The organism is Citrobacter sp. JGM124 (genome assembly GCF_018257795.1).
Lineage (GTDB): Bacteria > Pseudomonadota > Gammaproteobacteria > Enterobacterales > Enterobacteriaceae > JGM124.
This window is the reverse complement of record NZ_JAERJD010000008.1, coordinates 26,263-40,220: the sequence shown is the minus strand read 5'-3', so window position 1 is coordinate 40,220 and position 13,958 is coordinate 26,263. Positions and strand designations below refer to the sequence as shown.

Annotated in this window: 15 protein-coding genes and 1 other RNA gene; 9 read left to right on the top strand and 7 right to left on the bottom strand. The window is 48.6% G+C overall.

Going from position 1 to position 13,958, the window contains the following annotated elements; all coding sequences use genetic code 11:
* Positions 1 to 180: 180 nt before the first annotated feature.
* Together rnpB and rsmI are read right to left on the bottom strand one after the other, a co-directional pair.
* Positions 181 to 560: RNase P RNA component class A (gene rnpB, locus JK154_RS12210), an RNA gene on the bottom strand.
* Between the two features lie 104 nt (positions 561 to 664).
* Positions 665 to 1,531: a 16S rRNA (cytidine(1402)-2'-O)-methyltransferase gene (gene rsmI / locus JK154_RS12205; RefSeq protein WP_211992826.1), complete on the bottom strand. Its 867-nt coding sequence runs from the start codon at positions 1,529 to 1,531 to the stop codon at positions 665 to 667.
* Between the two features lie 62 nt (positions 1,532 to 1,593).
* On the opposite strand from rsmI, the gene JK154_RS12200 reads away from it, so the two are divergent.
* From JK154_RS12200 to dolP, 4 genes are all read left to right on the top strand, one after another.
* Positions 1,594 to 3,579 carry a penicillin-binding protein activator gene (locus JK154_RS12200; RefSeq protein ID WP_211992825.1) on the top strand — a complete coding sequence of 662 codons (1,986 nt, stop codon included), beginning with the start codon at positions 1,594 to 1,596 and terminating at the stop codon, positions 3,577 to 3,579.
* Positions 3,537 to 3,932 (top strand): YraN family protein, encoded by a 396-nt coding sequence (locus tag JK154_RS12195; protein ID WP_211993036.1) that lies wholly within the window; start codon positions 3,537 to 3,539, stop codon positions 3,930 to 3,932. The genes JK154_RS12200 and JK154_RS12195 overlap by 43 nt, the downstream gene beginning before the upstream one ends.
* Positions 3,933 to 3,951: 19 nt before the next feature.
* Positions 3,952 to 4,542: a DnaA initiator-associating protein DiaA gene (gene diaA / locus JK154_RS12190; protein WP_211992824.1), complete on the top strand. Its 591-nt coding sequence runs from the start codon at positions 3,952 to 3,954 to the stop codon at positions 4,540 to 4,542.
* Positions 4,543 to 4,641: 99 nt separating this feature from the next.
* Positions 4,642 to 5,217 carry a division/outer membrane stress-associated lipid-binding lipoprotein gene (gene dolP / locus JK154_RS12185; RefSeq protein ID WP_211992823.1) on the top strand — a complete coding sequence of 192 codons (576 nt, stop codon included), beginning with the start codon at positions 4,642 to 4,644 and terminating at the stop codon, positions 5,215 to 5,217.
* A gap of 159 nt (positions 5,218 to 5,376) precedes the next feature.
* Here dolP and cybC read toward each other — a convergent pair whose 3' ends face one another.
* On the bottom strand, positions 5,377 to 5,766 hold the full coding sequence (gene cybC / locus JK154_RS12180) for a cytochrome b562 (RefSeq protein ID WP_211992822.1): 390 nt from the start codon (positions 5,764 to 5,766) through the stop codon (positions 5,377 to 5,379).
* An 88-nt stretch (positions 5,767 to 5,854) separates the two neighbouring features.
* Entirely contained in the window at positions 5,855 to 7,207 is a 1,353-nt protein-coding gene (pmbA, locus tag JK154_RS12175) for a metalloprotease PmbA (protein WP_211993035.1), read from the bottom strand.
* 99 nt (positions 7,208 to 7,306) lie between these two features.
* Between pmbA and yjgA the strand changes: the two genes are divergently transcribed.
* Positions 7,307 to 7,855 carry a ribosome biogenesis factor YjgA gene (yjgA, locus tag JK154_RS12170; protein WP_211992821.1) on the top strand — a complete coding sequence of 183 codons (549 nt, stop codon included), beginning with the start codon at positions 7,307 to 7,309 and terminating at the stop codon, positions 7,853 to 7,855.
* A 103-nt stretch (positions 7,856 to 7,958) separates the two neighbouring features.
* Here the strand turns inward: yjgA and JK154_RS12165 are convergent, their stop codons facing one another.
* The 3 genes from JK154_RS12165 to epmA all read right to left on the bottom strand — a co-directional run bounded on the left by JK154_RS12165 (position 7,959) and on the right by epmA (position 10,202).
* Positions 7,959 to 8,588: a LysE family translocator gene (locus JK154_RS12165; protein ID WP_211992820.1), complete on the bottom strand. Its 630-nt coding sequence runs from the start codon at positions 8,586 to 8,588 to the stop codon at positions 7,959 to 7,961.
* Positions 8,589 to 8,651: 63 nt separating this feature from the next.
* Positions 8,652 to 9,188 (bottom strand): GNAT family N-acetyltransferase, encoded by a 537-nt coding sequence (locus tag JK154_RS12160; protein WP_211992819.1) that lies wholly within the window; start codon positions 9,186 to 9,188, stop codon positions 8,652 to 8,654.
* A 36-nt stretch (positions 9,189 to 9,224) separates the two neighbouring features.
* Positions 9,225 to 10,202, bottom strand: a complete 978-nt coding sequence (gene epmA / locus JK154_RS12155) for an elongation factor P--(R)-beta-lysine ligase (protein ID WP_211992818.1) — start codon at positions 10,200 to 10,202, stop codon at positions 9,225 to 9,227.
* Positions 10,203 to 10,518: 316 nt separating this feature from the next.
* On the opposite strand from epmA, the gene frdA reads away from it, so the two are divergent.
* From frdA to frdD, 4 genes are read left to right on the top strand one after another with little or no spacing between them, the layout of a single operon-like run.
* A complete protein-coding gene (frdA, locus tag JK154_RS12150; protein WP_211992817.1) occupies positions 10,519 to 12,309 on the top strand; it encodes a fumarate reductase (quinol) flavoprotein subunit in 1,791 nt (596 codons plus the stop codon).
* Positions 12,302 to 13,036: a succinate dehydrogenase/fumarate reductase iron-sulfur subunit gene (locus JK154_RS12145; protein ID WP_211992816.1), complete on the top strand. Its 735-nt coding sequence runs from the start codon at positions 12,302 to 12,304 to the stop codon at positions 13,034 to 13,036. The genes frdA and JK154_RS12145 overlap by 8 nt, the downstream gene beginning before the upstream one ends.
* A 10-nt stretch (positions 13,037 to 13,046) precedes the next feature.
* Positions 13,047 to 13,442 (top strand): fumarate reductase subunit FrdC, encoded by a 396-nt coding sequence (frdC, locus tag JK154_RS12140; protein ID WP_211992815.1) that lies wholly within the window; start codon positions 13,047 to 13,049, stop codon positions 13,440 to 13,442.
* A gap of 10 nt (positions 13,443 to 13,452) precedes the next feature.
* Positions 13,453 to 13,812, top strand: a complete 360-nt coding sequence (gene frdD, locus JK154_RS12135; RefSeq protein WP_211992814.1) for a fumarate reductase subunit FrdD — start codon at positions 13,453 to 13,455, stop codon at positions 13,810 to 13,812.
* Positions 13,813 to 13,958 lie beyond the last annotated feature (146 nt).

Below are 13,958 nucleotides of genomic sequence, written 5' to 3'. Positions count from 1 at the left end.
CTGAAAGAATACTGGAAACACTGATTGGCGGGATATTTGCGATTATATCGAGTTACTGCATTAAATTAATCATAAAAGATAATCACTCAGACGTGCATGAAGCACATGAAAAAAAATAGCTACATAAACAAACGTTGAAGCACCTCAGGTAGAGGTACTTCAACGTATTGTTTTTGAATGAGTTGAAGCTGACCGTTAAGCCGGGTTCTGTCGTGGACAGTCATTCATCTAGGCCAGCAATCGCTCACTGGCTCAAGCAGCCTACCCGGGTTCAGTACGGGCCGTACCTTATGAACCCCTATTTGGCCTTGCTCCGGGTGGAGTTTACCGTGCCGCGAACTGTTACCAGACGCGCGGTGCGCTCTTACCGCACCCTTTCACCCTTACCTGATCCCACTTACGCGGGCCATCGGCGGTTTGCTCTCTGTTGCACTGGTCGTAGGCTTGCGCCTCCCAGGCGTTACCTGGCACCCTGCCCTATGGAGCCCGGACTTTCCTCCCCTCCGCCTGTCTCCCCCAAAGGAGGACGACGACGAAGCGGCGACTGCCTGGTCAGCTTCGGGGCGAAGTATAGAGGGTTTCACCGCAACTGTCACGCGGCACACCACCCGTTTATCTTTGTTGTTCAATTCCCGACCAGATAAATAAAAACTGGCCCGGGAACTTACTTCTCTGCTTGCTCAAGGGCATATTTGTACAAGGCATTCTTTTTCACGCCGTGAATTTCCGCCGTTAATGCTGCCGCTTTTTTGAGTGGCAGTTCAGTTTGTAGCAAGGCCAGAGTACGCAAAGCATCAGCAGGTAACGCATCATGACTTTGCACTTTAAAACCTTCAACAATCAGTACCATTTCCCCTTTGCGGCGGTTTTCATCCTCTTTAACCCAGGCCAGTAACTCACCCACAGGCGCGCCATGGATTGATTCCCAAGTTTTGGTCAGCTCCCTTGCCAGCACCACATAACGTGACTCTCCCAGTACGGTACAAATATCTTCCAGGCTATCAAGCAGGCGATGAGTTGACTCATAAAAAATCAACGTCCGTGGCTCCTGCTCAATTGCCTTCAGGGCATCACAGCGACCTTTAGATTTCGCGGGCAAAAAACCTTCATAACAAAACCGGTCTGAAGGCAATCCTGCGGCACTCAGAGCGGCGATAGCAGCACAGGGGCCTGGCAATGGCACGACACGAATCCCCGCCTCGCGGCAAGTACGCACCAAATGATAGCCAGGGTCATTAATCAATGGCGTCCCGGCATCCGAAACTAACGCGATACTCTGCCCTTCTTGTAGTTTCGCCAGCAAAGTTTCCGCTTTTTGTTGTTCATTATGGTCGTGCAGTGCGAATAAACGCGCATTTATCGCAAAATGCTGTAATAAAAGACCAGTATGACGCGTATCTTCTGCGGCAATCAGATCAACGCTCTGCAACACCGAGAGGGCCCGCTGTGTGATATCACCGAGATTGCCGATAGGCGTCGGGACGATATAAAGCGTTTTCGCTAAAATCGCTGCCGTTTCGTGTTGTTTCATTGTTTCATCCGTATTGCCGATTTAATATTGAGCACTGAGATTTAAAAACCACTGGATATCGAATGCGACTCTCAACCTTTACTCTTTCAAAAGTCGGACGCAGTTTACCTGTATTACTCGTAGCGCTGATTTTTGCCGGGTGTACTTCACAGACACCCGAAACATACCAGGAACAGCCACCTGCCAATGGCAGCGCCAGTTCTGTCTGGTATCTGCAGCAAATGCAGCAGAGCTCAGATGATAGCAAGACCCAATGGCAATTACTCGCCATTCGTGCACTGTTGCAGGAAGGACAAACTCAGCAAGCATCCGAACTTTACAGCCAGCTACCTGGAAATATCATTGATACACAGCAACAGGAACAGCTGTTGCTACTGGCACAGATCAAAGCCGCGCAACAGGATTACGCTGCCGCCTCCGCCATTCTGAAGAGAATTGACTTCAACAGGCTCGACGCCACTCAGCAACAGTCGTATTACAGTGCAGTGATTGCCGCCAATCAAACCCAGCCATCACTGACCCTACTGCGTGCTTACATTGCCCAGGAGCCTTTACTGGGTAATGACGCACGACAAAAAAACATTGATGACACCTGGCAAGCCCTGGCCTCAATGACACCTGAGCAAATGAACAGCCTTGTAATTAATGCTGATGAAAATACACTGCAAGGCTGGCTCGATCTTCAACAGGTCTGGAGCAGCAATCGCACGGATCTTGATAAACTAAAAGCCGGTATTCAGGACTGGAAAATACGCTATCCCAATAATCCTGGGGCCAAATCGCTGCCGACTCAGCTCTCTGATTTACGGCCTGCCAGTACCGATTCCGCATCGGTCAGTAAAATCGCTTTGTTACTCCCGCTTAACGGGCAGCCAGGGCTCTTTGGTCGCACTATTCAGCAAGGTTTTGAAGCGGCAAAATCTCAAGGTACTGAACCCGTCACTGTGCCACAACGCTCCGCCATCAGCAGTGAACAAACAACAGGTGAACAGACTGGTGATCATAACCCCGTTACTCAGGATATAACTGAATCATCACAGGTAACTGGGGTAGCTTCAGCACCAGCGAACCCGAATGCGGAAGTTAAGATTTACGATACCAGCAGCCAACCAATCGATCAGGTTATCGCACAAGCTCAACAAGATGGTGCCACACTCATCGTCGGCCCATTACTGAAAAATGATGTTGATGCCCTCGCGCAAATCAATAGTGGGCTTAATATTCTTGCTCTGAACCAACCAGAAACCGTGCAGAGTCGTCCAAATATCTGTTATTTTGCTCTGTCACCAGAAGATGAGGCCCGGGATGCGGCACATCATATCTGGCAGCAAGAGCATCGTTCCCCGCTATTAATGGTGCCATCTAATGCCTTAGGGGAACGTGTCGCTAAAGCATTCGCCCATGAATGGCAAAGCTTGGGAGGGGGGACGGTTTTACAGCAGCGTCTGGGCTCTCTGAGTGATTTAAAACGTGGTGTCAATGGCGGTTCAGGCCTTGCGCTGACGGGAACACCCGTTGTTACCGCGAATAATCCTCCCGAGTCAGTGACGATTGGTGGCCTGACTATCCCAACCGTACCAGTGGAACCTCAGGTGGTCACCGACGGCGGGAATGTTGATGCGGTGTATATCGTTGCCACTGCGGATGAAATGGCGCTGATTAAACCGATGATTACCATGCGCACAGGGAGTCGTGGTGGTGCACAGCTGTATGCCAGCTCTCGCAGTTCACAGGGGGCTACAGGTCCTGATTTTCGCTTAGAAATGGAAGGATTACAGTATAGTGATATCCCACTTCTTTCAGGGGGAAATCCACAACTGATGCAACAAGCTCTAAGCAGCGTCAATAATGATTACTCTCTGGCACGGCTTTACGCTATGGGTGTCGACGCCTGGTCTCTGGCTAACCATTTTACTGAGTTGCGTCAGACCCCTGGTTTTGCCATTAATGGTAATACCGGGCAGTTAACTGCCACCCCAGACTGTGTGGTGAACAGAAAACTCAACTGGCTGCAGTTCAATCAAGGCCAGGTGGTTCCAGTATCTTGAGTACAAGACAGCGGGGCGCTGCCTATGAAAAAAAAGCGCGCCGCTTTCTTGAATCTCAAGGATTAGAGTTCATCGCTGCCAATGTTCACACATCTGGTGGCGAAATTGATCTCATCATGCAACACCAGCAAGCCATTGTCTTTATCGAAGTCCGTTTTCGCCAAAGTGATACTTTTGGTTCTGCCGTTGCAAGTATTACAAAGACAAAACAAAAACGTCTGCTGCATACTGCAAAAGTGTGGTTGAGTGGCGTAGATGAAAGTTTTGAAACTGTAGATTGCCGTTTTGATGTGTTAGCTTTCACCGGCAATGAAATAGAGTGGCTCACCAACGCGTTTGCTGCTGACATCTAAAAACCTTGGTAAAATCAACGTGCTTGAAAGAATAAAAGCTTGCTTCACGGAAAGCATTCAAACTCAAATTGCCGCTGCAGAAGCTCTGCCTGATGCTATTTCCCGGGCAGCCATCACTCTGGTTCAGTCACTACTGAACGGTAATAAGATACTGTGCTGTGGTAATGGAACCTCCGCCGCCAATGCCCAGCATTTTGCAGCCAGTATGATCAATCGCTTTGAAACAGAGCGCCCTGGTTTACCTGCAATTGCACTTAATGCTGATACTGTAGTCTTAACAGCGATAGCTAATGATCGTCTGCACCAAGAGGTGTATGCCAAACAAGTCCGTGCTCTGGGTCAGGCCGGCGATATCCTGCTCGCCATATCTACTCGTGGTAACAGCCGTGATATCGTTAAGGCAGTAGAAGCCGCGGTAACCCGGGATATGACCATCATTGCCTTGACCGGCTACGATGGGGGGGAGCTGGCCGGGTTGTTGGGGCCACAAGATGTAGAAATCCGTATTCCTTCCCATCACAGCACGCGTATTCAAGAGATGCATATGCTGACAGTCAACTGCTTATGTGACCTTATCGACAATACGCTTTTCCCCCATCAGGATGGCTAACTGCTACTCACTGAGTCATGGGATGCTTAACATGGTAAGACAGACCAGAGACGTAATGCATCAAAGATAATGCCTCTTGATAAGAAAGAAGGAACTGATATGAAGATTATTACCCCCATTGCCGTACTGATCTCTGCGTTATTTCTTCAGGGCTGTGTTGGTGCGGTGCTGGTTGGCAGTGCTGCCGTTGGTACAAAAACCGCAACCGATCCACGGACTGTAGGTACTCAGGTGGATGACGGAACACTGGAACTGCGCGTTAATAATGCGCTCAGTAAAGATCAGGAAATCAAGAAAGATGCGCGTATTAACGTGACGGCTTATCAAGGAAAAATTCTGTTAACAGGCCAGGCCCCGAATGCGGCCCTTTCATCACGAGCCAAACAAATCGCTTTAGGGGTTGATGGAACAACAGAGGTATATAATGAAATCAGGAATGGGCAACCCATTGGTTTAGGTACTGCTTCCGGGGATACCTGGATAACCACTAAAGTCCGCTCCCAGTTATTAACAAGCGATCAGGTAAAATCGACGAATGTAAAAGTCACCACAGAGAATAGCGAAGTGTTCTTGCTGGGTTTAGTGACAGAACGGGAAGGAAAAGCAGCGGCAGATATTGCCAGTCGCGTGAGTGGTGTAAAACACGTAACAACAGCATTTACACTGATTAAATAAGCAGTGTCACCTGTGAGGATGGCTTTCCTCTATGCGGCGGGATCATGGCCAACCTGTCCGCTCAGTATAAAATGCCAGGCAACAAGCGCGAGGTTATTCAACCCCGCGCTTGTTTCAGTCACGGCTTGCTAATGGCATGGTTTACTGAGCAGCCCCTGCTTAACGATACTTTTTATGGTATTCGTTACGCGTGGCTTTAAAGCTCGCGGCTGCAGCTTTGGCTTCGTCGACTTTGCCTTCATCTGCCAGTTTCATGGCATCATCAATTTGCGTCATCAGAATATCAAAACCATGACGATAGTCTTTCATGGCTATGCTGTCTGCAGACTCGTTCTCAAGCTTAGGCGGCACACCTTTTTGAGCATCCTGAGCAGCTGCACGCATATTGGCCAAAGCTTTTTTCAGTGTGGCGGCCTCTTTGGCAGTCAGGACTGAATTGTAGTTTTCCGCCAGAATATCCATATCCTCACCCACGTCATTTGCCAGGGCTGATACGCTACTCAGAAGAAGTGCTGACATTGTTACCATTGCAATTAAATGTTTACGCAATTTGCTCACCGATTATTGTTTTATCTGACTTTCTCAAGTCACGTCCAGGCGTAAAGTGCAGAGAACCTTCACCCACGCCCAAATGTATTTACTGCCCGGCAATTTTCATTTCAGGCAGCAGCACAGAGCCACACTGTATATTACTACGGGTTTCAATATCGTCCCCCAGGGCAACAATCTCACGCCACATATCCTTAAGATTACCAGCAATAGTAATTTCGCTAACCGGGTACTGAATCTCACCATTTTCAACCCAGAAACCCGCGGCACCACGCGAATAGTCACCGGTCATGCCACTGACACCCTGTCCCATCAGTTCGGTAACCACCAGCCCCGTTCCCATCTTTTTAAGCATGTCATTAAAATCAAGGCCACACCCCGGAATACGCCAGTTATGAATACCGCCCGCATGCCCGGTACTTTTAAGCCCCAGTTTGCGGGCGGAATAATTGGTTAGTAACCACTGTTGTAAAATCCCCGCTTTAATAATGTCACGGCGCTCAGTACGCACACCTTCACTGTCGAATGGCGTCGAAGCAAGACCTTTCAGCAGGTGTGGATGCTCTTCAATGGTCAGCCAGTCCGGAAAAATTTGCTGACCGAGTGAGTCCAGCAGGAAGGTTGATTTACGGTAAACTGATCCCCCTGCAATCGCACCGACCAGGTGTCCAAAAAGTCCGGTGGCGACTTCAGAGGCAAAAATAACCGGCGCTTTCATGGTGGGCAGTTTACGCGGAGAAAGGCGTGCAAGGGTTCGCCGGGCACACTCCTCACCGACCCATTCGGGGGTTGCCAAATCCTCGATAGCCCGCCCAATGGTATAAGCGTAGTCGCGCTCCATATCACCATCAGCTTCGGCAATGACACAACTGGACAATGAGTGACGCGTGGAACAATAACTTTGCAACATACCGTGACTGTTACCGAAGACTTTGATGCCATAGTGGCTGTTAAAACTCCCACCTTCGGTATTTGTAATGCGTTTATCCACGCCAAGGGCAGCATTCTCAGCCCGCGCCGCCCATTCAATGGCCCGCTCGGCATCTATTTCTGTGGGGTGGAAAAGGTCAAGATCCGGCGCATCAAACGCCAACAGTTCTTTGTCAGCAACACCGGCACAGTCATCTTGTGAGGTATAACGCGCAATATCCAGCGCAGCCTGAACCGTACGAGCAATGGCATCATGGCTCAGATCGGTAGAAGAAGCACTGCCTTTACGTTGTTGATGGTAAACCGTAATACCTAAGGCACCATCACTATTGAATTCAACATTTTCTACTTCACCAAAACGGGTGCTAACACCGATCCCCGTAGTTTTGCTAACGGCAACCTCTGCACCATCCGAGTGCTGCTTTGCTAATTCCAGTGCCAGAGAAACCGCCTGCTCTAAAGTTTGACGTTGTTGTGCTACTTGCGTGTTTGCTTTCATCGCGATTGCCATTGTGTAAGGTGAGTTGTTCCAGTCTAACAGGATCAGAACAATTTCGCAGTCTGGCCCCTTTACTGGTAATATTCGCGTCAACTTTTTAAGGAGCCTACTATGACTAAGCAGCCCGAAAACTGGCTCGATGACGTGCCCGATAATGAAGACCAGGATGATGATGAAATTATCTGGGTCAGTAAAAGTGAAATTAAACGTGACGCCGAAGAGCTGAAACGCCTTGGTGCAGAGTTAGTTGAACTCGGTAAAAATGCGCTGGATAAGATACCACTCGATGATGATCTCCGTGCCGCAATTGAACTTGCTCAGAAGATCAAAAAAGAAGGACGTCGCCGCCAGTTACAGCTTATTGGCAAAATGATGCGTTCTCGTGATGAGGAACCTGTCCGTCAGGCATTAGACAAGCTAAAGAATCGACATAACCAGCAGGTTTTTCTTTTCCATAAGCTTGAAGCACTTCGCGACCGTCTGGTGGACGAGGGTGATGATGTGATAAGTGAAGTCCTGAAGCTTTACCCTGAAGCGGATCGCCAGCAACTGCGTGTACTTATCCGTAATGCACAAAAAGAGAAAGCGGCCAATAAGCCACCGAAATCATATCGCCAGATTTTCTCTTACTTGCGTGAATTGGCTGAAAATCAGGACTAAATACCGAAAGGCTTTCGGAGCAAGCCATGACACTGAGAGCCCATTTCAGGGAGTGGTCATGACGGTGAATACCGCCATGACCCCGGCTGTCTGTGGCGTGTGATTACGTCACATCATTACGACGATAAAGCGCAACACCTACTGCCAGTACCGCCAGCATTCCTGCGCAACTCCGATTCACACCACGCATTACGCCTGCAGAAAAACGGCGCATAGCATGACGGCCGCCATAGGCATACATCGTCATCATCAGACAATCAATTATCGCAGTCACCAGCGCTAAAATCAGATACTGACTCAGGACAGGTTCTTGTGGGCGAATAAACTGTGGCAAGAAAGCAGAGAAAAACAGTAAGCCTTTCGGGTTTGATAACCCCACCATCAAAGAGCGTAACAATGCCATTTTCCCGGTGGTAAGCGCCGCACTATGACTTACTTTCAAGGCCTGCGCTGGAGCCCGCCATAGCACACAGGCGAGATAGATAAGATAAAGTGCACCGCCCCATTTCACCAGGCTGAACAGTTGCTCTGAAGCCTGTAGCAACGCACCTAAACCACAGCCTACCGCAGCGATAAGCAGTAAATCGGCCAGCATCGCACCAATAAAGCCATAACCTGCAATACGCATTCCATGAGTGGCACCATTATTCAATGCCAGCAGCATAGAGGGGCCAGGGGTTACCATAACCGCGCTAACCGCAATAACGTAGAGCAAAAGTGTGCTGAGATCCATTGGATATCCTCAAACGAAAAATAATCTGTGACAGTCATGCCCAGGATAAATACGCAAAGCGCGCTATGGCTGAGTACTATCAATCATGACTTCATTACATAAGTCAGCAAAAAAACGTTGATATTGCGACGATTCAAGCTGATGCGGGTAACTCAGTACAATCAGTTCATGGTCGTCCATGCCGGCATGATAGGTCGGATGATGATGCACGAAAGGATTGACCTGAAAACCCAGAGATTGATAAAAATGCAGCCGTTTATGGGCGATTTCCGTCGTCAGAGGGTCAATTTCAAGAATCGTTTGCGGTGATTGCTGCAAAAACTGGCTCAACATCCGTTTACCGTAACCCTGCCCGCGTAAGAGAGGATTCACCGCAAGATGCTCTATATAGCTGTAATCCCGAAAATTCCACACACCAATTATGCCGATGAACTGCTGTTCATCAAACCAGGCCTGCAGCTGATAATGGGCATGACTAAAGGCACGAGCTTTCGCCGCTTTATCGCGTTTTTCATGTAGTGGGAAAGCACTCTCATAAAGCCTGTCCACTTCAGTAAAAAAAGCCGATTTATCATTCTCAAGTACAACTGTTTTCAGCATGAATGTCCGATCTCTTACTGCCTTGCTACCATGTAATTAAGCGCGGTCTACGGGGAAAGCAATGACCTCAGCCAGACTCTCAACCCCCAGTGCCAGCATCACCAGTCTGTCGACACCTAATGCCACACCTGAACAATCAGGTAAGCCTGCTTCCAGAGCCTCGAGCAGATAGGTATCAATCGGTTGTTGGGGCAGGTCACGGGCCACACGCTTACGGTTATCTTGCTCAAAACGTTGACGTTGCTCCCCGGCATCAGTTAGCTCATGGAAACCGTTTGCCAGTTCAATGCCTTTGAAGTACACCTCAAAGCGTTCAGCAACACGATGATCTTCACTACTGATTTGTGCCAGTGATGCCTGAGTGGCCGGGAAATGATAAATCACCGTCGGTTTTTCTTTGCCTATCTGCGGTTCAACACCAAAAGTAAATAGCATCTGCAGTAGCGTATCACGGTCCTCTTCATCATCAGCCACATTACTCAAGTCAAGCTTTGCGGCCACTTCACGCAACTGGGATTTGTCTGCCGATAATGGGTCGATATCAAGATGACGCTGAAAAGCTTGCTGATAGGAAAGGCTTTCAGCCGCTTCGCAGTCGAGAACTTGCTGCAGCAGGTCATCCACCTCGTTGATTAAGCGATACATATCGTAGCGGGGGCGGTACCACTCCAGCATAGTAAATTCAGGGTTATGATGACGCCCCATCTCTTCATTGCGAAAACTGCGACATAGCTGGAAAACGGGACCACAACCAGCAGCCAGCAGACGCTTCATGTGATATTCAGGGCTGGTCATAAGATAGAGATTGAGCCCATCTGAATGGCCAGGCCCAACGAAACGTGTTTCAAACGGCACCATATGAATATCTGTTACCGTTGCCTGACTCATGCAAGGTGTCTCTACTTCAAACACACAGCGATCGGCAAAAAAACGTCGAATTTCTGCCAGAATTGCCGCGCGTTTTAATAAGTTAGGGATGGACGCGCTCGGCTGCCAGGATGCCGTTTCGCTCATGAATAAATCTCCGTCATTAAACAAAGTCGAAAAGTCTACCCGTATCGCAGAACAGAGACAAATTCTGTGCATTATTTTTATCGGACTGCTTCGTTTGTAATAAAAAACCCTTCTTTTTTCATTTATTGGGATGAGTAAGCAGGCATTGCTCTACAGAACGATGAAAAAATCGAATACATCAAAATTCCATACTGTTTACACGTCTATACTGCATCCCAGTAAGGTCAGAATAATTTTCGCCACAGCAGCGGTATCGGCGTTGAACTATCTTTAGTCAATATCGCGTTGCGAAATAACAATAATCTGGAGGAATGTCGTGAAAACCTTTCAAGCCGATATCGCCATTATAGGCGCCGGTGGTGCAGGACTACGGACGGCCATCGCTGCAGCACAAGCGAACCCGCAAGCAAAAATTGCCCTTATCTCAAAAGTTTACCCTATGCGTAGCCATACGGTAGCGGCGGAGGGCGGCTCTGCGGCAGTTACTCAAGATAACGACAGTTTTGACTATCACTTCCACGATACCGTTGCTGGCGGGGACTGGTTGTGTGAGCAAGACGTAGTAGACTACTTCGTTCATCACTGTCCTACCGAAATGACACAGCTGGAACATTGGGGATGCCCCTGGAGCCGTCGTCCGGACGGCAGTGTCAATGTGCGGCGTTTTGGCGGAATGAAAATAGAAAGAACCTGGTTTGCTGCAGATAAAACCGGGTTCCATATGCTCCACACACTTTTCCAGACATCCTTACAGTTTCCACAAATCCAGCGTTTTGATGAATATTTTGTCCTTGACCTTCTGGTTGATGACGGTCAGGTCCGTGGTCTGGTCGCCATGAATATGATGGAAGGTGAGCTGACCCAAATTCGGGCGAATTCCGTCGTTATGGCGACAGGGGGAGCTGGCCGGGTTTATCGCTATAACACCAATGGCGGTATTGTCACAGGCGACGGAATGGGAATGGCTCTTAACCATGGCATCCCACTGCGGGATATGGAATTTGTCCAGTATCACCCTACTGGCCTGCCTGGTTCCGGGATCCTCATGACTGAGGGCTGCCGAGGTGAAGGCGGAATTTTGGTGAATAAAAACGGTTACCGTTATCTGCAGGATTACGGTATGGGGCCAGAGACACCATTAGGTGAACCCAAAAACAAATATATGGAGCTGGGTCCACGTGACCGGGTATCACAGGCTTTCTGGCATGAATGGCGTAAAGGCAACACCATTTCCACCCCCCGTGGTGATGTGGTCTACCTCGATTTACGCCACTTGGGCGAAAAAAAATTGCTGGAACGACTGCCCTTTATTTGTGAACTGGCCAAAGCCTATGTGGGTGTCGACCCAGTAAAAGAGCCGATTCCTGTACGTCCAACCGCCCACTACACCATGGGGGGGATTGAAACAGACAGCCAGTGCGAAACCCGTATTAAAGGACTCTTTGCCGTGGGCGAATGTTCTTCTGTTGGCTTGCACGGAGCCAATCGTCTTGGGTCTAACTCACTGGCAGAGCTGGTGGTCTTTGGCAAGCTGGCTGGTGAACGGGCTGCTGAACATGCCAGTCAGGCACACCACGTTAATGATTCCATCCTCAATGCTCAGGCTTCAGACGTAGAAAACAAGCTAAAGCAATTGGTGAACCAAGAGGGGAACGAGAATTGGGCAACCATTCGTGACGAAATGGGCATGTCGATGGAAGAAGGTTGTGGCATTTATCGCACACCAGAGTTGATGCAAAAGACTATCGACAAACTGGCAGAGCTTCAGGAACGTTTCAAACAGGTACGTATTACCGATAACTCCAGTGTTTTTAATACCGACTTGCTGTACACCATCGAACTGGGCCACGGGCTGAACGTTGCTGAATGTATGGCTCATTCCGCGATGGCTCGTAGAGAATCACGGGGTGCCCACCAGCGCCTGGATGAGGGTTGCACCGAACGTGATGATGTAAACTTTTTAAAACATACGCTTGCCTTCCGCCTGCCCGATGGCACGACCCATCTTGATTATGGCAGTGTAAAAATCACAACGCTGCCACCAGCAAAACGGGTTTATGGTGCAGAAGCTGACGCGGCAGAGAAGAAGGAGAAGGCTAATGGCTGAGATGCAAACCCATAAAGTTTCCATTATGCGTTATAACCCGGAAACGGATAGCGAGCCCCATAATGTCACTTATGACGTTCCCTATGATGAACAAACCTCACTGCTGGATGCATTAGGTTACATCAAAGATAATCTTGCCCCGGACCTCAGCTATCGCTGGTCTTGCCGCATGGCTATTTGCGGCTCCTGCGGCATGATGGTGAATAAGGTTCCTAAATTAGCGTGTAAAACCTTTCTGCGTGAATACCCAGAAGGGGTCGAAGTCGCGCCTTTAGCCAACTTCCCCATAGAACGAGACTTAGTGGTCGATATGACACACTTTATTGAAAGCCTCGAAGCGATTAAGCCTTATATCATTGGTAATACCCGGCCTTTAAAAGAAGGGCCTAACTCACAGACGCCGGCACAGATGGCGAAATATCATCAGTTTTCAGGCTGTATTAACTGTGGTTTGTGCTACGCGGCCTGCCCCCAGTTTGGGTTAAATCCAGAGTTTATCGGCCCGGCAGCCATTACCCTTGCCCATCGTTATAATTTAGATAATCGCGATCATGGGAAAAAGGAAAGGATGCCACAGTTAAACGGCCAGAACGGGGTCTGGAGTTGTACTTTCGTCGGTTACTGCTCCGTTGTTTGCCCCAAACATGTTGATCCCGCGGCCGCTATCCAGCAGGGCAAAGTCGAAAGTTCTAAAGACTTTTTGATTGCCACCCTGAAACCACGCTAAGGAGCGCACCATGACCACAAAACGCAAACCCTATGTTCCACCCATGCCCGCAACATGGTGGAAAAAACTCGGTTTTTACCGTTTTTACATGCTGCGTGAAGGCACCTCAATCCCTACCCTTTGGTTTAGTCTGTTACTGATCTACGGGTTATTTTCCCTTAAACATGGGGCTGAAGAATGGGCAGGATTCGTGAGTTTTTTGCAAAACCCCGTCGTCTTAATCCTCAATATCATCACGCTGGCTGCGGCATTATTGCATACTAAAACCTGGTTTGAACTCGCGCCAAAAGCCGCCAATATCATTATTAAAGGCGTCAAGATGGGGCCTGAGCCAGTTATCAAAGGACTCTGGGTGGTTACCCTATTGGTAACCTGTGTGGTGCTATTCGTTGCATTTTTCTGGTAGGGAGAAGACCATGATAACTCAAAAACCTAAACGCTCAGATGAACCTTTATTTTGGGGACTGTTTGGTGCCGGTGGTATGTGGGGGGCTATATTTGCCCCGGTTATCGTACTACTGATTGGCATTTTATTGCCATTAGGGCTGTTTCCTTCAGAGGCCCTGGACTATGCCCGGGTTCATGCCTTCGTCAATAGCTGGATTGGCCGTCTGTTTGTATTCCTGATGATTGTCTTACCGCTATGGTGTGCATTACACCGTATTCATCACGGTATGCATGATATAAAAGTTCATGTACCTTCCGGGAAATGGGTCTTTTATGGACTCGCAGCGATCCTCAGTGTCATTACCCTGGTGGGTATCCTGACCTTTTAATTACCTCTCACGTCAGAAGCCTGCTGATATTTGCAGGCTTTTTATTTTCACTCGCATCTTTCAAGTAACGCTAATCGAAATAAAATGATGCTGATGATTATTTCTTGAAATTAAAAACAGCAAGATAAAATATAATTATTGACCAT

Coding starts and splice junctions, on each gene's coding strand:
- rsmI (WP_211992826.1), bottom strand. CDS start 1,531: ATGAAACAACACGAAACGGCAGCGATTTTAGCGAAAACGCTTTATATC.
- JK154_RS12200 (WP_211992825.1), top strand. CDS start 1,594: ATGCGACTCTCAACCTTTACTCTTTCAAAAGTCGGACGCAGTTTACCT.
- dolP (WP_211992823.1), top strand. CDS start 4,642: ATGAAGATTATTACCCCCATTGCCGTACTGATCTCTGCGTTATTTCTT.
- pmbA (WP_211993035.1), bottom strand. CDS start 7,207: ATGGCAATCGCGATGAAAGCAAACACGCAAGTAGCACAACAACGTCAA.
- yjgA (WP_211992821.1), top strand. CDS start 7,307: ATGACTAAGCAGCCCGAAAACTGGCTCGATGACGTGCCCGATAATGAA.
- JK154_RS12165 (WP_211992820.1), bottom strand. CDS start 8,588: ATGGATCTCAGCACACTTTTGCTCTACGTTATTGCGGTTAGCGCGGTT.
- JK154_RS12160 (WP_211992819.1), bottom strand. CDS start 9,188: ATGCTGAAAACAGTTGTACTTGAGAATGATAAATCGGCTTTTTTTACT.
- epmA (WP_211992818.1), bottom strand. CDS start 10,202: ATGAGCGAAACGGCATCCTGGCAGCCGAGCGCGTCCATCCCTAACTTA.
- JK154_RS12145 (WP_211992816.1), top strand. CDS start 12,302: ATGGCTGAGATGCAAACCCATAAAGTTTCCATTATGCGTTATAACCCG.
- frdC (WP_211992815.1), top strand. CDS start 13,047: ATGACCACAAAACGCAAACCCTATGTTCCACCCATGCCCGCAACATGG.
- frdD (WP_211992814.1), top strand. CDS start 13,453: ATGATAACTCAAAAACCTAAACGCTCAGATGAACCTTTATTTTGGGGA.